Source organism: Neptunomonas sp. CHC150, from assembly GCF_030397555.1.
Classification (GTDB): Bacteria; Pseudomonadota; Gammaproteobacteria; order Pseudomonadales; family Balneatricaceae; genus Neptunomonas; species Neptunomonas phycophila.
Map to the genome: position 1 here is coordinate 162,074 of NZ_JAPNXU010000010.1, position 21,620 is coordinate 183,693.

A 21,620-nucleotide genomic window follows, 5' to 3' on the forward strand; every position below is an offset into this window, starting at 1 on the left:
AAATTGTCAGCTTTCTTTACGATTAAGAGCAATTACACACTGATTTTCAAACGCTTGTTTTATTAATATTGTGTTAAGTATATGCTTTACAGGCCTATTAGCTTATCAGGCATATTTGTTGCTTTACCTTAAGAAAGGCCTTTTGATTTGGAGATTTTCAGCATGTTTTATCCGTTACGAAAGGCAGAGATTTATCGACGTTGTAAAATCTGTATTCTGCCATTACTAACAACTTTCGCACTGACCGCGCCTGTTAATGCGGCCCCAATCACCACAACCACTTTTATGGGTATCGACTTTTCTATTGAGCCGGGATCTGCCGGTATTTTCGAGAGCGCCACACTCCCCGATATTGTGAGCGGTGGGTTATTCGGGCTTTTTATGTGGAATGGTTCAGAGTTTGTCTTTAAAACCGAACACTATGCAGGAACACCTTACACATTTGATGATCCCGGCGTTACTACCTTTCGCGTTCTTGGCTTAGAAGACTCTACCGGAGTAGATGATACGGACCTTAGCTCTTTTGATGTCAACTTTACTTACACCATTGGTGATGACACCAATAACAGTTACACCATGAGCCCAGTATATAGTGATGCCTATGATGTGCCTGCCCCCGGTACACTAGCTTTACTAGCAGCAGGCTTACTGTTAGTTTCTGGAGCTTCTTACCGTACTAAAACAGCCTAATACTCAAGCGTTAAGGCCGGGAAACACTTCTACGACTCCCGCTCTTAACGCCCTCTTCGCAGTAACGTTTATTTCACTAATTCGGTACTCATCTACTTTTATTCACCCACCAAAAGCCTCATTATCAGCAATTATTGTTTGATATTTTTACGTTGCACAACGCAATGAGTGCTTGCCAACCATGCCCAATGCCAATTTAGACACATACACTTCTGTACCGCCTACGCTAACGATACGCCAAGCCGCTATCTCTGATTTAGATGTGCTTGAGCAAGTCGAAAATACGTGTTTTCTTGGCGATAAATTGTCTCGCCGTCGATTAAAGCATTGGCTGCAAGCTAACAATCGTATTTTTTTAGTGGTAGAAAATAACGCCACTATTTTCGGCTATGGACTGGTTCTTTTGCATAAAGGCACCCGCTTAGCTCGGCTCTATTCATTAGCGATCATGCCAACAGGCCGCAAAACCGGTGCAGGGCAAGCCCTGTTAACGGCTTTAGAAAACAACGCGGCTGAGAAAGGGCGTTTTTTTATGCGTCTGGAAGTCTCAAAAAATAATACGCCCGCTATCACTTTATATCGCCGTTTAGGTTACTGGTGTTTCGATGAATACAGAGACTACTACGAAGACCATAGCGACGCCCTGCGTATGCAAAAACGTATACTCAGAGGAGCTTGTGCACCCAATGTGCGGAACACGCCTTGGTACCAGCAAACCACCGAGTTTACATGCGGGCCTGCATCTTTGCTCATGGCGATGGCAACACTGCAGCCTGAGCGGGCATTAACACAGCTAGAAGAACTTGATATCTGGCGAGAAGCCACAACTATTTTTATGACCTCTGGACACGGGGGATGTCACCCGGTCGGTTTAGCGTTAGCGGCGCACTATCGAGGATTTGTTTCAGCGGTTTATATCAATACGCGCACGCCACTATTTATAGAGGGCGTACGCTCCGATCACAAAAAGCACATCATGGGCGTTGTTGATCAGCACTTTAAGGATCAAGCGCATAATGCGGGCTTACAGGTGAATTATGAAGACATCACCCAAGAACAAATACAACAAGCATTAGTGCGCCACGCCACCATTATTATTCTAATTAGCACCTACCGTATGGATGGCCGCAAAGCACCTCATTGGGTTGTTGTCACAGCCATGGATGATGATTGTTTATATGTACACGATCCCGACCCAGACGACTTGTCGCAAGACCCTCTCGACTGCCAGCATATTCCTATTGCCCGAGAAAACTTTAACCACATGGCCTGCTTTGGACGCGAGCGTTTACGCACCGCCATCATTATAGAAAACGCAGCCTACAGCAATAACCTCTCTTAAAAACACAATACGGGCTCATAAAAAAACGCCGACAGGGGAACTCCTCGTCGGCGTTTAATGATAGGTGAGCTAAGCGGCCTTGCCTGCTGGACTATCGTCCGCGCTTTTCTAAACGATTGGCAAATTCAGTCATAATGACCATGTATAGCTCATTCCCTAAGTACACGTCTTCTACCTTGTGATCGATACTTGGGTTGTCATTTACTTCAATAACATACACTTGGTTATCTTTTTGTTTTATATCCACACCGTACAGGCCATTACCAATCATATCGCAGGCTTTAAGTGCTGCCTGCAATACCGCTCTTGGAACTTCAAATGTGGGTAGGGTTTCAAAACCACCCGAGTTAAAACGCTTAGATTCGTGATTATAAATTTGCCAATGATTGCGTGCCATCATGTATTTGCATGCATAAATCGCGCGACCATTGAGCACCCCAATACGCCAATCGTAATCCGTATAAAGGTATTCTTGCGCTAACACCAAAGCCGTATCAACAAACAGCTCCTCTAAACGCTCTTTTAACTCCGCGCGGTCCTTTACCTTATAAACACCTTTAGAAAATGACCCTTCTGGCATTTTCAATACAAGGGGATAACCAAATGATTGCTCAACAGCATCTAAATCCGCTTCGCTGGCAGCAATCACCACTTCTGTTTTAGGTGACGGGACACCGTTGTAACTAAATGCGTCGTGCAAAAAGACTTTATTGCAGCATCGCAAAATAGAAGTCGCATCATCAATAACAACCAAACCTTCCTTCTCTGCCTTGCGCGCTAAGCGATATGTGTGATGATCAATCGCCGTAGTCTCACGAATAAACAGCGCGTCATACTGGCTTAATGGTCCTAACTCTTCTGCGGATAAGGCTTCTGCATGAATGCCAACCTTGCTCGCCGCTTTAATAAAACGACTGATCGCCACTTTGTCACTCGGCGGCTGCTTTTCGTTAGGATTCACCAAAATAGCCATCTCCCAACGTGCACGCTTGCGGCTAGTGGGTGTTCGCCATACATTTTCAACAAAAGAAGACAACTGCTCTAAAAAAGCCGATTTAAGATCGCCTTCTAACTGCGCATAAGCATAACGCTCAACAATACAAGGCGATTGCTTTTTAGCGGGCGTCAACGACACTTTCAAAATTGGGGCTGGATATTGATCAAACACTTGGCGCGCAAACTTTGCTAAACGCTCGTCCGGTATTGCCTGGCTATCGGCCAACTGTCCAAAGAAAATCATCAAGGTGATCGTTTTGTCGCTAGGGACACCAGCGAGGGTCGCACTTAACTGTAAGCTGAGGGTTTTCTCATCACTGTCACGCAGATCATTAATCGCACTCACACTTGGGAGCACTTTGTGTTGGCGTGCTTCAGCCAACAAAGAACAATAGTACCCGCGGCTTAAATACTGACGCGTATCACATAAATTAATAAGCCGAGTTTTACGCTCATTACGTTTAGGATAGTCCGCTAAATAACGCTCAAACGTCACCGCATCAAACGCTGACATATCAGCCAGCTGGGTTTCGTTATCAACAACGACTAATGTTTTATACATCCAAACGCCCCTCTACGGGTTGAGCCAAGCTACAAAGGCCAGACAATATATTTAAAAATCCAGAAACCGATGCCAATGGCGCCGACTCTGACAAGGTATGATAACCAGACGTGGGTATTTGCAAGGTGGTACCATCTACCAAGCCATTCGATGCGGCAATAATACGCCCCATCTCAGTCGAGCCTAATGATGAAGGCTCCTCGCCTTTTGCTTTTTGTATCGCATTCATTGCTTCAACATAACGGTCTTTAAATTGATAACGTAACCCTAACTCATCACATAAATGAGATAGGCGCTGGGTTAACGGCTCATTGAATGTGGCGTTCGCGTCTTTGTTTCGTAATACAACATGCTGTTGGCCTGCTGCTTCTAAATCTGGATACGGGCTAGTGTCCACCACTATCAATTGGTTGGTTGTTTCGCCAAAACGCCTAAACCACTCCAGCAAATACCGCCAACTTTTTCCGGCTTCTTCCTGCGCGGTAAAAAAGGCCGTTCCTTCAAAACCCAGCTCAAACAAATACACTAAAGCTGCAGCCGTTAATACGTTATCTAACTGGCCGACTAATGCTTGATCGGTTTGCTTTAAGCGGTCTTGAAAAGCAACCGGTGTACCTGCAGCTAAGTGGTTCATGCCTGCCAACTCAAAAATCAGGTTGTTACGGTGCTCACAAATATACGCTCGATCAATCACCCCGCTTCCATGATAAGCCCCTGACCACGGCTCATATGCATAGACTGATTCGGATTCAAAGCGATGTACGATCTTATTCATCAACTGCTCGCTGACCGAGTTACCCAGCAAATCAGAACGTGCACTCGCCACAAACGCGGCATACTGAAACTCATTCGGTCCAGTGCACACCAAACCGTGACGGTCGATGTGTGCCGAGAACATAACGCTTTTAGGCCGAGCGCCTTGCGCCACTAACACACCCTCATACCAGCTTACCTGCGCACCGCGCTCTTCTAGTTCACGCTTAAGAACACGGAAAAAAGAATGCTCGGCTCCCACAACACTGGGGCTTCGCAGCAAAATAGCTAATAAGTCTAAAAAACGACGTGGGACGACCGAAGAAGCGGGTCCCGATCGATCGTTTGAAGGCGGTGTAGATGTGTGTTCCATGGGCGTCAGTATCCTCGCTGGCCGATGCTTGCCACATCATATCTGACGGTCTGGGCACCCCAACGGTTGGGGTTAAAGGTCGGTAAGTAACTAGGTTGATAACCTCTCGGTACGAATCAACTTTTAAGCTACTTTTTAAAAATGCTATTTATCATGTCTATTACTCGTGGGCAATAACTATTATCGTCTTACTGTATATTTAATGAGGCTTAACCTTTAACTCTTTGTTCCCAAAATACAGTCTTACGCAGCCTATTTATTCTTTATACTGGCCTTAGCTAACAAAGCCGCTACCGAATTCCACTGGAGAACAACATGCAGTTAATTGGATCGACTACCTCACCTTATGTACGTCGCATACGCTTGTTCATGGATAACTATCCACATGAGTTTATCGCACTCAATATCTACTCGCCTGAAGGCCGCGACGCATTGCGAAAATTTACTCCGGTCATGAAAGTTCCAGTCTTGACCGATGACGATAAAACCCTACTCGACTCACGTGTAATTCATAAGTATTTAGCGAACAAGTTAAACCACGCGCAGATGAGCTGGGATCAAGAAAACCTGTTGACCATGATCGACGCTGTAAATGACTCATGCATTACACTGTTCATGTTGACGCGTTCAGGCATTAGCACAGAGGGAGAGTTGTTAATTGCAGACTTACAAAAAGAGCGGATTGCAAATACGATTAATCTGTTAGAAGCAGCCGCAGCTAATGGCAGCTTTGATGAGTGGCACTACCCGTCTATTTGTTTGTATTGTTTACTCGACTGGGTGAGTTTTCGCGAATTACTATCGCTTGAAGAAACCCCTGCATTAGCGGCCTTTTTGCAATCGCATAAGCATGAAACGCTCATCAAAAATACTGATCCGCGCCTTTAACCTTACAACAAAAAAAGCCCCGGATAACCGGGGCTTTTAAAGAAACGCAGGCTGCTTACTTAGCCAACTTCTGCATCTCATCCATAGCAGTTTGGCTAGCACTTGTAGCCAATGCCGTAAACGCTTCACCTTGAGCTTTCATTAAATCGAATAAGCCTTGGTTTGCAGCGACATTAAACTTAACCATATCTTCAGGTGTTTTAAGGTCTTTTGCTTTTTCCATTTCAGTTTTGAAAAAGCTAGCAAGTTGCTCACCAGATGCTTTTTGTAGCTCAACTGATTTGTTCATAGTAGACGCTTGAAGAGCCATTAGGGTTTTCATAGTTTCAAGCGGCTTTTGTAAGTCTAAGTTAGTCATGTTTGTAACTCCAAGAATGTGTATATTGTTTCTATACGTTGTTTTTGCTGCACTGCACAATGATTATCATGATAGTCTTTTTTATCGCTTTGTCAAACATTTTTGTGCAGTGCAACAAAACATTCTTTCTTCTGAAATATGAGATAAATTTGATCGATATCCGCCATCAATATTTTCTAAAAAAACTTATTAAAGTCATAGACTAAAAGAAAACAAGAAACGTTCACAAGCAACAGCAGCACACCTAAAGGAGAGCATACTTGATATCTTGTGTTTTGCATTTACACATTTTTTGTCGCCAATTCAGCTTCGCAGGCTTACGTAGGTGGTTAGTAGGAATATGTTGTTGCATCGCTTGCCTTCACACTAATGCAGCTACCGCAGGGGAAGCCCGTATCGCTGTAGCCGCAAACTTTTACTCATCGGCAAGCGCATTGGCCCAAGCCTTTGAACAGTACTCCCCCCACACTCTAAAACTGAGTACAGCCTCAACAGGAAAGCTTGCTATTCAGATTATGCATGGCGCACCCTTTGATGTTTTTTTAGCCGCAGACACTCGCCGCCCGCAACGCCTCATCAAACAAGGCTTTGCTGTTGCACCTGCCTCTACCTACGCTATTGGGCAATTAGCCCTCTTTAGTAAGGCCATTCGTCTAGATCAACTAGGCAGCTCTGCGCTTTTAGATGGCAGTATTCATCGGATTGCGTTAGCCAATCCAGAATCCGCCCCTTACGGACTTGCCGCTCAGCAGTTTTTAAACAGCCTTCAATTAAATAACAATATAATAAGAGTCACTGGTGATAATGTAAGCCAAGCATTACAGTTTGCCGACACCGGTAATGTTGATGCGGCTTTTGTTTCATTAGGGCAAGCCAAAGCAACTCAAGGTTATTACACCGTGATAAATTCAGACAAAATTACCCCCATTAAGCAGCAGGCAGTACTGTTAAAGCGTGCTCAAAAAAACGCAGCGGCGCTGCAGTTTTTAACGTTTTTACACTCCCCTACTGCCAAAAAAATTATTACTGATCACGGATATTTAACTGAGTAAAGCACCATCATGACCAACGCGATTCTGCTCTCACTACAACTGGCCTTTACGACAACGGCTATTTTATTAGCACTAGGCGTGCCGATAGCGTGGTGGCTGTCACGAAAGCGATCATGGGGAAGAGAAGTCGTCGCCGCTTTAGTCACACTCCCGTTAGTACTGCCGCCGACGGTTTTAGGCTTTTATTTGCTCCTATTATTAAGCCCTACAAATACACTAGGCCAGACACTTGCCGAGTGGTTTGGTGGGCCATTAACCTTTACCTTTAGTGGCTTAGTCATTGGCTCAGTCATTTTCTCTTTACCCTTTATGGTGCTACCCGTAAGAGCCGCGTTTGAGGCGATCGGCCCGAGGCCTCTTGAAGTAGCCGCAACATTGCGCGCTAGCCCAATGGATACTTTTTTTAGTGTCGTGCTTCCCATGGCACGCTCAGGCCTTGTCATTGGTGCCACAATGACTTTTGTCCACACGTTGGGAGAATTTGGTGTCGTATTAATGATCGGTGGCAACATCCCTGGCGAGACACAAGTGCTATCGATTGCTATTTACAACTATGTAGAAACACTCGAGTGGCACAAGGCACATCAAATTGCAGCGGGGATGGTGGTGTTTGCATTAGTCATCATGCTAGTGCTATCTAAGCTTAATAAGCAGCCAAGTCACGGTGGGACAGTACGATGATGACCACTACCCCACCTAGCAACCTAGTCATAAAACAAAAGACACAATTAGAGGACTTTACCCTACAGGTCGACCTTACATTGCCCTCATCCGGCTTTACGGTACTTTTTGGGCCTTCAGGTTGCGGTAAAACCACGCTCTTACGTTGTATTGCAGGCTTACATCACGCAGTAGATGGCCAAGTCACAGTGAATAATATTCACTGGCAACATGATGACAAGGCATTACCCACCCACCAGCGTGAGCTAGGTTATGTTTTCCAAGAAGCCAGTTTATTTGATCACCTCAGCGTAAAAGACAACTTACTATTTGGAGCGAAACGAAGCCGAGGCACCAATAACATTACGCTGGATCAAGTAACCAACTTATTAGGTATTGAACACCTGTTAGCACGCAAACCAACTCATTTATCCGGCGGTGAAAAACAACGGGTTGCCATTGGCCGGGCACTACTTTCACAACCAAAGCTACTGTTAATGGACGAGCCGTTATCCGCTCTCGACTTTAAAACCAAGAACGAAATACTGCCCTATTTAGAGCGCCTGCCCCACGAGCTATCAATCCCGATTGTGTATGTAACCCATGCACTAACAGAGGTTGAACGCTTAGCTGATCATTTGATTATTATGGAGAAAGGCACTGTCATTGCCGAAGGGGACGTACACACGTTAATGCTCGACCTCGAAGGTCCACTTAGCCACTTTAACCGTGCCGGAGCGCTAGTCGACGCCACAGTACACCACTACGACGAGCAGTACGCTCTGACTCAATTAACAATCGATGGCGGTATGTTATACATGCCTGGGTATATCGCTACTGTCGGTTCACAGCGCCGTATTCGCATTGGTGCCAGCCACGTCAGTTTATCGCTAACGCCACCCACGGATAGCTCCATTGTGAATTGCTTAAGCGCTACCGTGATTGGAATAAAGCCCGAAGGCGAAGCCATGTGCAATGTGCGCCTACGTCTTGGGCATAAAAGCGAAATATTAGCGCGAATTACAAGGCGGTCAAAAGACCACCTTGCTCTCGAAGAAGGCACTCCGGTGTATGCTCAAATAAAAGGGGCCTCGCTTGTTAAGCTGTAAAGTCTGCGCAGGTAACCGGTTCTTACGATAAGCGGCTAGCACGCTTTTCTTTACGGTACATCACGATACCCGCAATCAGTACGGCCATACTGACAACCAGTACAATAATTGTGGCTAGCGCGTTAATTTGAGGGCTAACCCCCAAACGCACACTCGAATACACCACCATAGGCAAGGTCGTTGCTCCTGGGCCCGATACAAAGCTAGCAACAACCAAATCGTCCATTGATAAAGTGAAAGCCAATAACCAGCCAGCTAATAATGCCGGCGCTATTAAGGGTAACGTAATAGTGAAGAAAACCTTAAGCGGCTTAGCCCCCAGATCCAAAGCCGCTTCTTCTAGCGACTGATCCATATGAGATAAACGGCTTTGCACAACAACGGTGACATAAGCCAATGAAAAAGTGACATGCGCAATCGTAATGGTTAACTGGCCCCGACCTTCGGGCCATCCCAAGGTTTTTTGCATCGCCACAAAAAGCAACAATAAGGACAAGCCAATAATAACCTCGGGCATAACCAAGGGAGCTGTCACCATGGTTTGCATAACGCTGCGCCCACGAAAGCGCTTAAAACGCACCAATGCCAGCGCAGCTAACGTCCCTAAAATAACCGCTAATGATGCGTTAACCGACGCTATTTTTACACTGAGCCACGCCGCGTCTAATATTTGTTCGTTTTGTAATAACTCACCGTACCATTTGGTGCTAAATCCAGACCACACCGTGACCAGGCGGTTTTCATTAAATGAATACACCATCAAGCTAAGAATAGGGCCATATAAAAACGCATAACCAAATACAAGCACTGTCATCAACACAGGCATTCTACGCCACATCAGCTTACCTCCTCGGCGCGGCGCTCAAAATGTCGCAATGCTACAAACGGGATAATCAAAGCACACAGTAATACAGCCGCTAAAGCCGATGCTAATGGCCAGTCTTTATTACTAAAAAACTCTATCCACAGCAGTTTACCGATCATCAAGGTGTTGGGACCACCTAACAAATCTGGAATGACAAATTCACCCATAACAGGGATAAAAACCAACATAGAACCGGCTAACACCCCCGGCAACGAGAGTGGCCAAGTGACTTTGATGAACTGTTTCCATGGTGGGCAGCCTAAATCGGCAGCGGCCTCGTTTAAAGACTCATCCAGCCGAATTAAAGTGGCGTACAAAGGCAACACCATAAACGGTAAATAGCTGTAAACGACGCCAATATACACTGCGACAGGTGTGTGCATAATTTCCAGCGGCGAATCAATAACTCCCATTCCCATTAAGACCTGATTGAGCAGCCCATTATTTTTTAAAATACCAATCCATGCATAGACACGAATAAGAAACGAGGTCCAAAAAGGCAAAATAATGAGCATTAACAAAGGCAAGCGCCAATGAGACGGCGCCTTGGCAATCGCATAGGCCATAGGGTAACCCAGCACCAGACAGAGTAGTGTAGAAATACCTGCGACTTTTACTGATCCCCATAAGGCTTGCAGGTAGAGAGGATCTTCCAGCAAGAAGAGATAGTTGCCAAAATTCAGTTGGATAGTCACCAAACCATCTTGAATCTCACCGAGCAAATCTGTGTAAGGAGGCTGAGCTAACACGGCTTGGGACAGGCTGATTTTCAATATAAACAGAAAAGGCAGCAAAAAGAACAAACCCAGCCACAGCCAAGGCACACCGATGATTAACGTGCGCCCCGTCCAGAAACGACTAACCGCGTTAATCATTCGGTGAGCACCCCGCAACTGTCTTCTTTCCAACTAAGATGCACCGTTTGTTCCCATGTCAGTGGCTGTTCGGCTAATGCTTGCACATTAGACTGTGTAAACTGAACCCGCTTACCCGAAGGTAAATCAACATGATAAATAGACACATCACCTAAATAAGCGATTTCTTTGATCACACCACTGACTTCGTTTGGCTCACCTGTTAACTCTGGGATCAAACGGCATTTTTCAGGACGAATCGCGACCGTAACAGGCATGCCTGCCACCAAAGGTTGGCTATGATGAACACGTAACAGACCGCCAGCTTCCTCACTCTGAATAGTGACGTAATGGCTAGTTTGCTCAACCACATAACCAGATAGTAAATTGATACTGCCAATAAATGACGCGGCAAATTGTGTCGATGGAAACTCATACAAACGGCGCGGCGGATCAATCTGTTCAATGCGGCCATCACGCATCAATGCTATGCGCGATGACATTGTCATTGCTTCTTCTTGGTCATGCGTCACTATGATAAATGTCATACCCAGACGCTCTTGGATATTAACGAGCTCAAACTGAGTTTTTTCGCGCAGTTTTTTATCCAATGCGCCTAACGGCTCATCCAGCAATAAAATTTTAGGCTGTTTTGCTAACGCACGCGCTAGCGCCACACGCTGGCGCTGACCACCCGATAGCTGGTGAGGCTTACGTTTTGCAAACGGGCTAATTTGTACCAGCGACATCATTTCTGCCACACGCTCTTTGCGCTCGGCTTTTGCCATGCCTTCTTGCTTTAAACCAAAGGCGATGTTGTCTTCCACGCTCATATGCGGAAAAAGCGCATACGACTGAAACATCATATTAATAGGCCGCTTGTATGGAGGTACCTCGGTAATATCAACACCGTCAATAAAAATACGTCCAGAGGACGGTGTCTCAAACCCCGCCAACATACGCAACAACGTTGTTTTACCGCAACCGGACGATCCCAGTAATGAAAAAAACTCGCCTTTATGGATATCTAAGCTAACTTCATCAACGGCATACACATCACCAAACTTCTTGGTGACCTTCTCGATACGCACCAGCGGCTCACCTTCAGGGGCTTGCCATGGTTCTTGGGGGGTAAATGAGCGAATAGTCGCCATCTAAACTCGTACTCCAATTAAAAACCCTCAGCGAGGTTCACTGAGGGTTACCTCATTACTGGCCCGTTTTTACACGTGTCCACAAACGTGTCATCGTCCGCGCTTCACGGTCACTCGGAGTTTTAATAGCTATCAATGACTTCAATTTTTCGCCTGAAGGGTAGATACCCGGGTCATTACGAATCGCTTCGTCTACTAATTCAGTGGCTGCCTTATTAGCATTGGCATAGGCAACAAAATTAGTAATTGGCGCTATAACATCAGGGCGCAACAGGAAGTTAATAAACTGATGGGCCGCGTTTGGGTTAGGGGCATCAGCCGGTACAACCATGACATCAGTCCACACTACAGCTCCTTCTTTAGGGACTAGATAGGCAATCTCGACGCCGTTATTCGCTTCCGCCGCACGATCACGCGCCTGTAGCACATCACCGCTGTAACCATGTGCAACACAAATGTCTCCATTAGCTAGGTCATTAATGTATTGCGAGCTATGAAAGTAACGAATAAATGGCCTTGCTGCGTTCACCGTTTCAGCGGCTTTATTTAAGCCTTGCGTGCTGTAATCATTAGTATCCGAGTGACTGTAAGCCTGTGCAGCTTTAAAAACTTCGTTAGGATCGTCCATTAACGAAATACCGCACTCACTCAGCTTTTCAGCTATGGCCGGATCAAAAATTAGCGACCATGTATCCAGTGAAAAGTCGTCACCCAGAATTGCTTTCACTTTGGTGAGGTTAATGCCAATTCCCGTTGTTCCCCACATATAAGGAACCGCATACTGATTGCCCGGATCAATATCCGAAAGCGAGTGTAAAATATCGGTATCGATATTCCCCAAGCGTGATAATTGAGCTTTATCCAATGGAGCGTATAGCTTCGCTTTAATATGGCGATCAACAAAAGGGCGTGCCGTTGGGAAGGCTAAATCATAGCCACTATTACCCGCTAGTAATTTTGCTTCTAGCACCTCATTAGAGTCATACACGTCGTATACAACATTAATGCCCGTTTCATCTTCAAAACGCTGAATAGTATCTTCAGCAATGTAGTCAGACCAGTTGTACACATGTAGCTCATCCTGAGCATTGGCAACTAAAGAGCTTGCCGCCAAAGTGGCGAGTATTGCTGTTTTAATGCCAGTCGCTTTTAAGCCTGTAGCAAAACGCTTCATAGGTAACATCCCCTCAGAGATATACAAGTGACTCCACAACGGAGAGATCATTTATCTTAGATGGTTAGTGGCCATCATTCAAAAACGCTGAATATGACAGGATAAACAGAAAAATCCATATTTTTTTAAGCCTTTGGCGCGATTAGAACAATCCACTCTCTTCTCTCATTTCCTAATCTCACATAGACTCTGCTATCAGCTTAAAGAATTGTTCCACACGCCCTGAAAAAAGGAATTCATTGATGCGCATTTTACTGCTATCAGCTTACGATGCTCATAGCCATCGTTACTGGCATCAAGGCCTTATAAAGCATTGTGATGACCATGACTTTACGCTGATGACACTGCCCCCTCGCTATTTCTCTTGGCGCATCAGAGGTAACAGTATGAGCTGGGCATTTGGCAAAGACCGTGCTCTACTCTCGCAATCATACGATCTCGTGATTGCTACTTCGATGACTGATTTAGCAAGCCTAAGGGGCTTTTTACCCGAGCTAGCCTCTACCCCAACACTGCTGTATTTTCATGAGAATCAGTTCGCCTACCCAGAGACGAACAATGTGCATGCAAGCGTTGAACCTATGATGGTAACGCTTTATGCCGCATTAGCTGCCGACCATCTCGCCTTTAATACCGATTACAACCGCCACACATTTTTAACAGGCGTTGATCGCTTACTGCATAAACTGCCAGACCATGTTCCCGTCAACTTGGTAGAACAATTACGCCAAAAGTCATCCGTCATACCTGTGCCGCTGCCTGCACACTGCTTTACATCCCTTCGTGAGCATAACAACCAAGGTGCTCTGCGTATGGTGTGGAACCATCGTTGGGAATACGATAAAGGGCCCGACCTTTTACTCGCCATACTAAACACACTAGAGTCGATGCGTGTTGATTACATCATTGATATTGTTGGCCAACAGTTCAGGCAGCAACCCAGCGCATTTAAAGTGATTAAAGATAAGTTTGCGCACCGCATCGACCGGTATGGTTATCTCACTCACGCGGATGCGTATCGACAATGCCTCAACCAAGCTGACGTTGTTTTATCAACCGCTGATCACGATTTCCAAGGCATAGCGGTACTAGAAGGCGTCGCCGCAGGAGCTATTCCGGTCGTTCCAAACCGTTTAGCCTATCCGGAACTATTAGACACTACTTATTGCTATACGGGAACGACTCAAAAAGAGGAAACAAAAGCAGCAGCTATCCGAATAGCTGAGCTAGCTCAATTAAAACAAAGCAAACAACTACCAACAGCCCCCGACATAAGCCACTTAAGCTGGGATCATATACAACATCAGTATTGCTCATTAATGGCGGATTTAACGGCGATAAAAAAACACCTACATCAATGAAGACATAGGTGATTTATTGGCATGGGTGCTTTATTGCCAGTGCGCAGTGCTTACTTAATTAACGATCCCAAAATCCCCCGCAGCAGGCTTTTTCCCACACTGCGCCCCAGGCTACTACCGATACTACGCACTACTGACTTCATTAAGGCTTCGGTTACTGATTGGCGATTACTACTACGTCCTGAACTACGCTTAGCGGCTTTGGCTTCTTCTTTTTCCTTGGCGGCTTGTGCTTCTGCGGCTTCTTCATCTTGAATACGTTTAGCCGTTCGTTCTAGTAAAATCTCATGCGCAGAACGAGGATCGTATGCCTCAGCATAACGGCGATTCATAGGGTCGTTTTTGATAAGCAATGCACACTCTTGCTCGCTCGCCGGCCCCATACGAGACGATGGAGGGCGAATCAAGGTTCGTTCAACAACCGAAGGGACACCACCTTTTTGTAAGACCGATACCAACGCTTCCCCCACACCCATTTGTGTAATGGCTTCTTCCGTATCTACCTTGGGATTAGCACGGAAAGTTTGCGCAGCAACCCGCACGGCTTTTTGATCTTTAGGCGTAAAGGCTCGCAGCGCATGCTGCACACGATTACCGAGCTGACCTAGCACATTATCCGGTAAATCAGCTGGGCTTTGAGTAATAAAGTAAACGCCAACACCTTTAGAGCGAATTAAGCGCACAACCTGTTCTATTTTCTCAACCAATACGCGAGAAGCATTGCTAAACAACAAGTGCGCTTCGTCGAAGAAAAAGACCATTTTGGGTTTATCCGCATCACCCACTTCAGGCAAGTTTTCAAACAGCTCAGACAAGAGCCATAGTAAGAAGGTTGAATAAACTCGTGGGCTTCGAATTAACTTTTCCGACTCTAGAACATTGATAATCCCGCGGCCATCTCGATCCACTTGCATAAAATCTTGCAGTTGCAGAGCTGGCTCTCCAAAAAAAGCCTCGCCACCCTCGCGCTCTAGCATTAATAAGCGGCGCAAAATAGCGTTAACCGACGCTTTTGAAACCGCCAACTGAGCATCTATTTCCTTACCGTGTTCTGCAATAAAGTTTAGGGAGGTGCGCAAGTCATTGAGATCAACCAACAATAGACCTTCATCATCTGCATATTCGAAAACGAGGGTTAACACACCTTCTTGGGTATCATTGAGGTCTAAAAGGCGAGCCAACAACTGCGGCCCCATTTCTGAAATAGTAGAGCGAACCGGGGTACCTTTTTCACCAAACACATCCCATAGCGAAATTGGATAACCGCGCTGTGAGTAACCATCGATACCTATTTTTTCAACGCGTTCATCAACCTTAGGATGAGGGCTACCTGCTTGGCTCAACCCCGTTAGATCGCCTTTTACATCAGACATAAAAACAGGAACACCAATATCCGAAAAACCCTCGGCTAGGCACTGCAAAGTAACCGTTTTACCGGTACCTGTAGCACCCGCTATTAATCCGTGTCGATTGGCATAACGTGGATCCAGATAAATTTTACCCGCGTCACAACCACCAATCAGAATTCCTGAATCCATTGTTAAAAAACCTCTACGTAAAGAAAAAGACGTTGACTAGTAAAGCGCACAACCCGTTTATAACAGCTTAATTCGTCTTTGTCTGCCGAGCACACGGCCACCACCAAGACCTACACAAAAAAAGTCTACAAAATGCGACACTAGCAAGCCCGCGTAATTAGCGCTACATTACGAGCGTGAGCGCAAATGATGTGGCGTGTTTTAAACACTCTTCATTTGCAATGTATTAACGGAAATCGAAATCGAGTAAAAAATGCCAACGTTCACAGGTCGTATCATTCAATGGAATGAAGAGGACGGCTGTGGAGTAATCCAGACGTCCCATGAAAGCTCCGAAATTCCCTTTACTATTAATGGCATACAGGACAGCACATTTAAGCCATTTACGGGTGAAAAAGTCACATTCGACTTAAAAGCTGTTGCTGGTGGGCGCTTACAAGCCTATGGCATCCATGCTAGCGGGGTAAATGTGGGCAGTTTCCGCTACTCGCGAGTCACTGGAGCAACCTGGTTTACTTGTTTTATTTCACTTTTGCTGTGTGTACTAGTAACGCCCGCTACCATGCTCCCCTTGTTGTTATACATTGGGATGTCAATTGCATGCGTAGTTACATTGCACCGCGACAAGCTACGCCACCGCTATAAAAACCGAGTCAGTGGTATAGAGCTGCTGATTGCTGAGCTTTTAGGTGGCTGGCCAGGAAGCCGGATCATTCAAACCGCCCTCAACCACCCTAGTCAGGATGAAGTCTATGTTCGCTGTAGCGGCTGGGTAGTTAGCTTACACATAGCCGCTTTAAGCATTCTTGCTTTGTACGTGATGCTGCCTAATTAGGCAGCATCTAGCATCCCTTGTTTGATAATAAAATCGATAATCACTTGCAAGCCTTCACCTGTTTTTAAGTTGGTGAACACATAAGGCGAATTAGGACGCATGCGCTTAGTGTCTTGATCCATCACATTCAAGTCTGCGCCTACGTAAGGTGCTAAATCAATTTTGTTAATGACTAATAAATCCGAACGCGTAATACCCGGACCGCCTTTACGCGGGATTTTTTCCCCTTCGGCAACATCAATCACGTAAATGGTAAGATCCGCTAGCTCAGGACTAAACGTAGCGCTTAGATTATCACCGCCACTTTCAACAAAAACGAGATCGAGCGTTTTATGTCGACGTGCTAACTCATCTACTGCCGCTAAGTTCATTGACGCATCTTCACGTATTGCGGTATGCGGGCATCCACCTGTTTCTACGCCGATAATTCGATCAGCATCTAACGCTTCAGCACGGGTTAAAATTTTGGCATCTTCTTGGGTATAAATATCATTCGTTACAACGGCAATGTTGTAATCATCACGAATCGACTTACACAATGCCTCTAATAAAGCCGTTTTACCTGAGCCTACGGGACCACCCACACCAATACGCAACGGGGATTTGTACTCGCTCATTTTTATATCCTTTTCATCTAATTTGGCTATTCATTAGGAACGGAATAGCCGTGTATATTGTGTTTCATGGCGGCTGCTGGCGATAGCCAATGCAGGTGTAGAACTACCCACCTCGTCATCCACTATGGCTAATGCTCGTTCAACTGCCGTTGGGACTCGCTCGCTCAAGCGCATAAGCAACTTTTGCCCTGATGTTTGCCCCAAAGGCACCAGTTTGACACCCGCCATTACAGCATTTTCTAACCAACTCCATAAATATCCCGCGCACGCCGATTGAATTGAAATATCAAACTGTTGCGCGGCCAGTGCAAAGCCGGCTATCTGCGTGCTACGCACGGCTTCGATAACGGAATCGTCCATTGCCACATTGAGGTTGGGCAATAAGGTGGCCAATGCTTGGCCTCGTTGTCGCTCTTCTTTACGAAGCTCTGAGGTTTCTCGGCTGGCAATCAGAAACTGAGTCCAGTAATGAACCGCTTCAATATCTTGCCCCTCAAACGCTCGGCATAAGCGGATCATCACAGGTAATTCGAGCGTACTAACACTATGTGCCAGCACACTTTCGAGCCACTGCTCCAAAGCCTGCTCATTTTTTACCCAGCCAGCTTCTATTGCCCATTCCAAGCCTTGCGAATAGGTGAACGCTCCAATAGGCAAAGAAGGGCTAATTAATTGATAGAGTCGTAAATCCGCTAGCATCTGTGTGTCTTACTTACGGTTGCGAATACGACGATAAAGCGCCGGAGCATACGCAGCCAGAGCGAGCACAGCTACTAACGGCAATACATGTTCTGGAGCGGTAAGCTGGTGTAAGAGGCTTGCATGTAGGCTCGAAGCTGTTTCGCTGTTATGTGCCAATACCGAAGGGCTTACTAGAGCAACCGTAGCCGCAGTGATTAGATGTTTCATTTTAATTAACTCCCAAAAAATTAATGCTCGTGATCATGTGCGTGCGCGTGATGGCGGCCGTATTCATGATGTCCATGACTACTACTGCCGCCATAGGCGCCCGCCTCAGGCTCAAAAGGCGCCTGCTCACTAACTACTTGGCCTCCTAACCCCTTCACCATATCGTCGAGTACATGATCATGCTGATAACGGACAAAGCCATCCCCTACCTGTAAAGGTACGTGCCGATTACCTAGGTGGTAAGCAATACGAGTGAGTAGCAACGGATCATGACATTGAACGGTGGATACAGACTCGTTCGCGGCGATAATACGAACAACATAGCCATCCTCCGTAGCGATTTGATCTCCATCGCGTAGCGTGATGCCTCGTTGTAAAAATAAGCCCGCTTCTTCGCCCGTGTCTAACTCGACCCGCAAGCGCCCTTTAATACGTTTATTGATAGGCAAGCTTAATGTGGCTTGGCTAGCCAAGCTCACGTCAACTTGTTTAGTAAATTGCTTCATTGTTCCCTCTTACTCACTTATTCAACACCGTCTTTTTAACGTGAACGGTCTAAAACAAGAAGTATCTTTGTGCCATTGGCAACGCGTCGGCAGGTTCGCATGTTAGCAATACCCCGTCCGCTTTTACTTCATAGGTTTGCGGATCGACTGAAATATCAGGCTGATAGTTATTGTGAATCATGTCGGCTTTACGTACCGTACGGCAGCCTTTTACCTCACCAATCAAACTCTTTAAGCCTAGCTGTTCGGCCAAGTCCGTTTTAGCGGCGGCCTGCGATAAGAACAACATTGACGTAGCATGACAGGCACCTCCCATCGCACCAAACATAGGACGGTAATGCACCGGCTGCGGGGTAGGAATTGAGGCATTGGGATCGCCCATCGGGGCGGCTGCAATCATGCCGCCTTTCAAAATAGTGCTGGGCTTAATCCCAAAGAACGCAGGCTTCCAAAGCACAATATCAGCAAGCTTACCTACTTCAATTGAACCGACTTCATGAGAAATACCATGGGCTAACGCGGGATTAATCGTATATTTTGCGATGTAACGTTTCAGACGATTGTTATCATTATCAGCTGAATCACCCTCTAACGGCCCTCGTTGCACTTTCATTTTGTGTGCTGTTTGCCATGTACGGGTAATGACCTCCCCCACCCGTCCCATCGCTTGGGAGTCTGAAGAAATCATCGAAAAAGCACCTAAATCATGCAGGATATCCTCGGCGGCAATGGTCTCACGACGAATCCGCGACTCAGCAAAAGCTACGTCCTCAGCAATACTGGGATCGAGGTGATGGCATACCATCAACATATCCAAATGTTCATCAACGGTGTTGATCGTATAAGGACGTGTTGGGTTGGTCGATGAAGGCAGCACATTAGAAAGGCCTGCCGCCTTAATAATATCAGGCGCATGCCCGCCTCCGGCCCCTTCTGTATGGTACGTATGAATAACCCTATCACCTATCGCTGCTAGCGTGTCTTCTACAAAACCGGACTCATTTAGAGTGTCAGTGTGGATGGCGACCTGAATATCCATCTCTTCAGCAACGGACAAGCAGCAATCAATGGACGCCGGAGTCGTTCCCCAGTCCTCATGCAGTTTTAAGCCCATTACACCCGCCTCTACCTGCTCACGCAGAGCTTCAGGCTGGCTCGCATTACCTTTACCTAAGAAACCTATATTCATCGGCAAGTTATCCACCGCTTGCAGCATACGATGAATATTCCAAGGCCCTGGTGTACAGGTTGTCGCATTTGTACCTGTTGCAGGGCCAGTACCCCCGCCAATCATGGTGGTTACGCCCGACATAAGTGCATCATCTATTTGTTGCGGGCAGATAAAATGAATATGCGCATCAATACCACCGGCTGTAACAATGGAGCCTTCCCCAGCCAACACTTCGGTGCCAGGGCCAATAATAATATTTACATTAGGCTGCACATCAGGGTTACCGGCTTTACCTATGGCCGCAATACGACCGGCTTTAATGCCGATGTCTGCTTTTACAATACCCCAGTGATCTAAAATCAGGGCATTAGTGATGACGAGATCGACCGTCTCTGCACTCAGTGCTTGGCCTTGACCTTGGCCATCACGGATAACTTTGCCCCCGCCAAATTTAACTTCATCGCCGTAGGTGGTGTAATCCCGCTCTACTTCTAAAAATAGCTCGGTGTCCGCTAGTCGAACGCGGTCACCCGTGGTTGGGCCAAACATCTCTGCATAGGCGCGTCGTGAAATAGTTGCCATCCGAATCTCCTTACAGGGTGCCCATTATTTTGCCTTGGAAGCCAAACACTTTGCGGTCACCCGCATACGCGACCAGCTCAACGGTTCGACTTTGCCCTGGTTCAAACCGCACCGCGGTGCCAGCGGCTATATTTAAACGAAAACCACGCGTTTTATCGCGCTCAAATCGCAAAGCGTTATTGGCTTCATAAAAGTGGTAGTGTGAGCCAATCTGAATAGGTCGATCACCCGTGTTTGCGACGCTAATCGTTACCGTCTCACGTCCTGCATTTAAGGTTATATCGCCCGCTTGTGTAATCATTTCGCCCGGAATCATAATGGTCTCCTACACAATGGGATCATGAACAGTGACTAGCTTGGTACCGTCTGGAAAAGTGGCCTCAACTTGCACTTCATGAATCATCTCGGCTATACCATCCATGACATCATCAACCGTTAATAAAGTACGGCCATAATCCATCAGCTCGGCAACGGTTTTTCCATCACGTGCACCTTCAAGAATAGCGGCACTAATATAAGCAATCGACTCAGGGTAATTGAGCTTTAAGCCTCGATCTTTGCGGCGCTCTGCCAACAAGGCTGCGGTAAATAACAAGAGTTTATCTTTCTCGCGCGGGGTAAGTTCCATCGCTTTCGGTACCTCCTCTAATCCTGATCGACTCGTCAACTATCTATCGTTAACTAGACCAGAAAAGCAAAGAATATACCAGTTAGCGCTTTATAACTTTTCTCTTTATCAAGAAGGGATGAGGCACACGATAAGCGCCTTATTTAGGGGGAGAAGCGACTTAGATGAAAGGTGGGCCGATATTTATTGAGCAGTCACCTGAACGTAGAGCACTGTTATTGAACAGAAAGCGCACCAATACTGACCCTCAAGTCCACATTGGTGCGCAACGAATCAGTGATTGGGCGGCTGGCGCTGCTTAGCAATGTCCGCCAGATCGCGGTTAAGCGTACCCTTGTGGATTTTAAGGTGGTAATGCAAACCCGTTTTGGCCATCATCATGGCTGTAACCGGTGCGGTAATGAACAAGAAAATGCTAATAAGCAATTCATGCGCACTTAACCCATTTTGATTGACGCTCACCAATATCATAGAGGCAATCAATATAGCCCCCATCCCTAACGTGGTCGCTTTAGTCGGTGTATGCAATCGCATATAGAAATCTGGCATTTTCACCAAACCTATAGAGCCCATTAGCACAAAGAAACCACCTAATAGTATTAAAATTGAGCCTATCAACTCTACCCAAAATGGCATAACACAC

At 46.2% G+C, this 21,620-nt stretch carries 24 protein-coding genes; 8 read left to right on the plus strand and 16 right to left on the minus strand.

Translation table 11 applies throughout. The features are described from left to right. Window positions 1-162 precede the first annotated feature (162 nt). Both OW491_RS12525 and OW491_RS12530 read left to right on the plus strand, forming a co-directional pair. Window positions 163-690: a hypothetical protein gene (locus OW491_RS12525; protein ID WP_290036281.1), complete on the plus strand. Its 528-nt coding sequence runs from the start codon at window positions 163-165 to the stop codon at window positions 688-690. A 181-nt stretch (window positions 691-871) separates the two neighbouring features. Then, window positions 872-2,032 (plus strand): GNAT family N-acetyltransferase/peptidase C39 family protein, encoded by a 1,161-nt coding sequence (locus tag OW491_RS12530; protein WP_290036282.1) that lies wholly within the window; start codon window positions 872-874, stop codon window positions 2,030-2,032. Between the two features lie 91 nt (window positions 2,033-2,123). Here the strand turns inward: OW491_RS12530 and OW491_RS12535 are convergent, their stop codons facing one another. Next, the gene (locus OW491_RS12535) at window positions 2,124-3,590 is read right to left on the minus strand and encodes a RimK family protein (RefSeq protein ID WP_290036283.1); all 1,467 of its coding nucleotides are present in this window, start codon (window positions 3,588-3,590) and stop codon (window positions 2,124-2,126) included. Further along, window positions 3,583-4,716, minus strand: coding sequence for a peptidase M42 (locus tag OW491_RS12540; RefSeq protein WP_290036285.1), 1,134 nt, complete (start codon window positions 4,714-4,716; stop codon window positions 3,583-3,585). The genes OW491_RS12535 and OW491_RS12540 overlap by 8 nt, the downstream gene beginning before the upstream one ends. Window positions 4,717-5,031: 315 nt before the next feature. On the opposite strand from OW491_RS12540, the gene OW491_RS12545 reads away from it, so the two are divergent. Then, window positions 5,032-5,604, plus strand: coding sequence for a glutathione S-transferase N-terminal domain-containing protein (locus OW491_RS12545; protein ID WP_215150614.1), 573 nt, complete (start codon window positions 5,032-5,034; stop codon window positions 5,602-5,604). A gap of 55 nt (window positions 5,605-5,659) precedes the next feature. On the opposite strand, the gene OW491_RS12550 is transcribed toward OW491_RS12545, so the two are convergent. Continuing rightward, window positions 5,660-5,962 (minus strand): hypothetical protein, encoded by a 303-nt coding sequence (locus tag OW491_RS12550; protein ID WP_075171157.1) that lies wholly within the window; start codon window positions 5,960-5,962, stop codon window positions 5,660-5,662. A gap of 260 nt (window positions 5,963-6,222) precedes the next feature. On the opposite strand from OW491_RS12550, the gene modA reads away from it, so the two are divergent. The 3 genes from modA to modC are packed head-to-tail and all read left to right on the plus strand — an operon-like array spanning window position 6,223 to window position 8,783. Continuing rightward, window positions 6,223-7,014 carry a molybdate ABC transporter substrate-binding protein gene (gene modA, locus OW491_RS12555; RefSeq protein WP_290036288.1) on the plus strand — a complete coding sequence of 264 codons (792 nt, stop codon included), beginning with the start codon at window positions 6,223-6,225 and terminating at the stop codon, window positions 7,012-7,014. A 9-nt stretch (window positions 7,015-7,023) separates the two neighbouring features. Then, the gene (modB, locus tag OW491_RS12560; protein WP_290036290.1) at window positions 7,024-7,695 is read left to right on the plus strand and encodes a molybdate ABC transporter permease subunit; all 672 of its coding nucleotides are present in this window, start codon (window positions 7,024-7,026) and stop codon (window positions 7,693-7,695) included. Further along, window positions 7,692-8,783, plus strand: coding sequence for a molybdenum ABC transporter ATP-binding protein (modC, locus tag OW491_RS12565; RefSeq protein ID WP_290036292.1), 1,092 nt, complete (start codon window positions 7,692-7,694; stop codon window positions 8,781-8,783). Before modB ends, modC begins: the two co-directional genes overlap by 4 nt. Window positions 8,784-8,805: 22 nt before the next feature. On the opposite strand, the gene OW491_RS12570 is transcribed toward modC, so the two are convergent. From OW491_RS12570 to OW491_RS12585, 4 genes are read right to left on the minus strand one after another with little or no spacing between them, the layout of a single operon-like run. Next, complete coding sequence (locus OW491_RS12570; protein ID WP_290036293.1) at window positions 8,806-9,621, minus strand: ABC transporter permease subunit; 816 nt, start codon at window positions 9,619-9,621, stop codon at window positions 8,806-8,808. Further along, the gene (locus tag OW491_RS12575) at window positions 9,621-10,523 is read right to left on the minus strand and encodes an ABC transporter permease subunit (protein WP_075179135.1); all 903 of its coding nucleotides are present in this window, start codon (window positions 10,521-10,523) and stop codon (window positions 9,621-9,623) included. The genes OW491_RS12570 and OW491_RS12575 overlap by 1 nt, the downstream gene beginning before the upstream one ends. Continuing rightward, complete coding sequence (locus OW491_RS12580) at window positions 10,520-11,656, minus strand: ABC transporter ATP-binding protein (RefSeq protein ID WP_075179136.1); 1,137 nt, start codon at window positions 11,654-11,656, stop codon at window positions 10,520-10,522. Before OW491_RS12580 ends, OW491_RS12575 begins: the two co-directional genes overlap by 4 nt. Window positions 11,657-11,711: 55 nt before the next feature. Then, a complete protein-coding gene (locus tag OW491_RS12585) occupies window positions 11,712-12,830 on the minus strand; it encodes a polyamine ABC transporter substrate-binding protein (RefSeq protein ID WP_290036295.1) in 1,119 nt (372 codons plus the stop codon). A gap of 242 nt (window positions 12,831-13,072) precedes the next feature. On the opposite strand from OW491_RS12585, the gene OW491_RS12590 reads away from it, so the two are divergent. Next, window positions 13,073-14,191 (plus strand): DUF3524 domain-containing protein, encoded by a 1,119-nt coding sequence (locus OW491_RS12590; protein ID WP_290036296.1) that lies wholly within the window; start codon window positions 13,073-13,075, stop codon window positions 14,189-14,191. Window positions 14,192-14,241: 50 nt separating this feature from the next. Here OW491_RS12590 and OW491_RS12595 read toward each other — a convergent pair whose 3' ends face one another. Continuing rightward, window positions 14,242-15,729 (minus strand): helicase HerA-like domain-containing protein, encoded by a 1,488-nt coding sequence (locus tag OW491_RS12595; RefSeq protein WP_075171149.1) that lies wholly within the window; start codon window positions 15,727-15,729, stop codon window positions 14,242-14,244. A 253-nt stretch (window positions 15,730-15,982) separates the two neighbouring features. On the opposite strand from OW491_RS12595, the gene OW491_RS12600 reads away from it, so the two are divergent. After that, window positions 15,983-16,564 (plus strand): hypothetical protein, encoded by a 582-nt coding sequence (locus OW491_RS12600; RefSeq protein ID WP_290036298.1) that lies wholly within the window; start codon window positions 15,983-15,985, stop codon window positions 16,562-16,564. On the opposite strand, the gene ureG is transcribed toward OW491_RS12600, so the two are convergent. The 8 genes from ureG to OW491_RS12640 form a co-directional block, all read right to left on the minus strand. Continuing rightward, entirely contained in the window at window positions 16,561-17,181 is a 621-nt protein-coding gene (gene ureG, locus OW491_RS12605) for an urease accessory protein UreG (protein WP_075171147.1), read from the minus strand. The genes OW491_RS12600 and ureG overlap by 4 nt on opposite strands. 33 nt (window positions 17,182-17,214) lie before the next feature. Then, on the minus strand, window positions 17,215-17,880 hold the full coding sequence (locus OW491_RS12610; protein ID WP_075171146.1) for an urease accessory protein UreF: 666 nt from the start codon (window positions 17,878-17,880) through the stop codon (window positions 17,215-17,217). A 9-nt stretch (window positions 17,881-17,889) separates the two neighbouring features. Next, on the minus strand, window positions 17,890-18,090 hold the full coding sequence (locus OW491_RS12615) for a hypothetical protein (RefSeq protein WP_290036300.1): 201 nt from the start codon (window positions 18,088-18,090) through the stop codon (window positions 17,890-17,892). Window positions 18,091-18,110: 20 nt separating this feature from the next. Beyond that, window positions 18,111-18,596: an urease accessory protein UreE gene (gene ureE, locus OW491_RS12620; protein ID WP_290036301.1), complete on the minus strand. Its 486-nt coding sequence runs from the start codon at window positions 18,594-18,596 to the stop codon at window positions 18,111-18,113. Window positions 18,597-18,645: 49 nt separating this feature from the next. Next, window positions 18,646-20,349, minus strand: a complete 1,704-nt coding sequence (gene ureC, locus OW491_RS12625) for an urease subunit alpha (protein WP_075171143.1) — start codon at window positions 20,347-20,349, stop codon at window positions 18,646-18,648. A 10-nt stretch (window positions 20,350-20,359) separates the two neighbouring features. After that, entirely contained in the window at window positions 20,360-20,665 is a 306-nt protein-coding gene (locus OW491_RS12630; protein WP_075179143.1) for an urease subunit beta, read from the minus strand. Window positions 20,666-20,674: 9 nt separating this feature from the next. Further along, window positions 20,675-20,977: an urease subunit gamma gene (gene ureA, locus OW491_RS12635; RefSeq protein WP_075171141.1), complete on the minus strand. Its 303-nt coding sequence runs from the start codon at window positions 20,975-20,977 to the stop codon at window positions 20,675-20,677. 273 nt (window positions 20,978-21,250) lie between these two features. Beyond that, entirely contained in the window at window positions 21,251-21,613 is a 363-nt protein-coding gene (locus OW491_RS12640) for a Na+/H+ antiporter subunit G (RefSeq protein ID WP_075171140.1), read from the minus strand. Between the last annotated feature and the right edge of the window lie 7 nt (window positions 21,614-21,620).

Coding starts and splice junctions, on each gene's coding strand:
- OW491_RS12525 (WP_290036281.1), top strand. CDS start 163: ATGTTTTATCCGTTACGAAAGGCAGAGATTTATCGACGTTGTAAAATC.
- OW491_RS12530 (WP_290036282.1), top strand. CDS start 872: ATGCCCAATGCCAATTTAGACACATACACTTCTGTACCGCCTACGCTA.
- OW491_RS12535 (WP_290036283.1), bottom strand. CDS start 3,590: ATGTATAAAACATTAGTCGTTGTTGATAACGAAACCCAGCTGGCTGAT.
- OW491_RS12540 (WP_290036285.1), bottom strand. CDS start 4,716: ATGGAACACACATCTACACCGCCTTCAAACGATCGATCGGGACCCGCT.
- OW491_RS12545 (WP_215150614.1), top strand. CDS start 5,032: ATGCAGTTAATTGGATCGACTACCTCACCTTATGTACGTCGCATACGC.
- OW491_RS12550 (WP_075171157.1), bottom strand. CDS start 5,962: ATGACTAACTTAGACTTACAAAAGCCGCTTGAAACTATGAAAACCCTA.
- modB (WP_290036290.1), top strand. CDS start 7,024: ATGACCAACGCGATTCTGCTCTCACTACAACTGGCCTTTACGACAACG.
- modC (WP_290036292.1), top strand. CDS start 7,692: ATGATGACCACTACCCCACCTAGCAACCTAGTCATAAAACAAAAGACA.
- OW491_RS12570 (WP_290036293.1), bottom strand. CDS start 9,621: ATGTGGCGTAGAATGCCTGTGTTGATGACAGTGCTTGTATTTGGTTAT.
- OW491_RS12575 (WP_075179135.1), bottom strand. CDS start 10,523: ATGATTAACGCGGTTAGTCGTTTCTGGACGGGGCGCACGTTAATCATC.
- OW491_RS12580 (WP_075179136.1), bottom strand. CDS start 11,656: ATGGCGACTATTCGCTCATTTACCCCCCAAGAACCATGGCAAGCCCCT.
- OW491_RS12585 (WP_290036295.1), bottom strand. CDS start 12,830: ATGAAGCGTTTTGCTACAGGCTTAAAAGCGACTGGCATTAAAACAGCA.
- OW491_RS12590 (WP_290036296.1), top strand. CDS start 13,073: ATGCGCATTTTACTGCTATCAGCTTACGATGCTCATAGCCATCGTTAC.
- OW491_RS12595 (WP_075171149.1), bottom strand. CDS start 15,729: ATGGATTCAGGAATTCTGATTGGTGGTTGTGACGCGGGTAAAATTTAT.
- OW491_RS12600 (WP_290036298.1), top strand. CDS start 15,983: ATGCCAACGTTCACAGGTCGTATCATTCAATGGAATGAAGAGGACGGC.
- ureG (WP_075171147.1), bottom strand. CDS start 17,181: ATGAGCGAGTACAAATCCCCGTTGCGTATTGGTGTGGGTGGTCCCGTA.
- OW491_RS12610 (WP_075171146.1), bottom strand. CDS start 17,880: ATGCTAGCGGATTTACGACTCTATCAATTAATTAGCCCTTCTTTGCCT.
- OW491_RS12615 (WP_290036300.1), bottom strand. CDS start 18,090: ATGAAACATCTAATCACTGCGGCTACGGTTGCTCTAGTAAGCCCTTCG.
- ureE (WP_290036301.1), bottom strand. CDS start 18,596: ATGAAGCAATTTACTAAACAAGTTGACGTGAGCTTGGCTAGCCAAGCC.
- ureC (WP_075171143.1), bottom strand. CDS start 20,349: ATGGCAACTATTTCACGACGCGCCTATGCAGAGATGTTTGGCCCAACC.
- OW491_RS12630 (WP_075179143.1), bottom strand. CDS start 20,665: ATGATTCCGGGCGAAATGATTACACAAGCGGGCGATATAACCTTAAAT.
- ureA (WP_075171141.1), bottom strand. CDS start 20,977: ATGGAACTTACCCCGCGCGAGAAAGATAAACTCTTGTTATTTACCGCA.
- OW491_RS12640 (WP_075171140.1), bottom strand. CDS start 21,613: ATGCCATTTTGGGTAGAGTTGATAGGCTCAATTTTAATACTATTAGGT.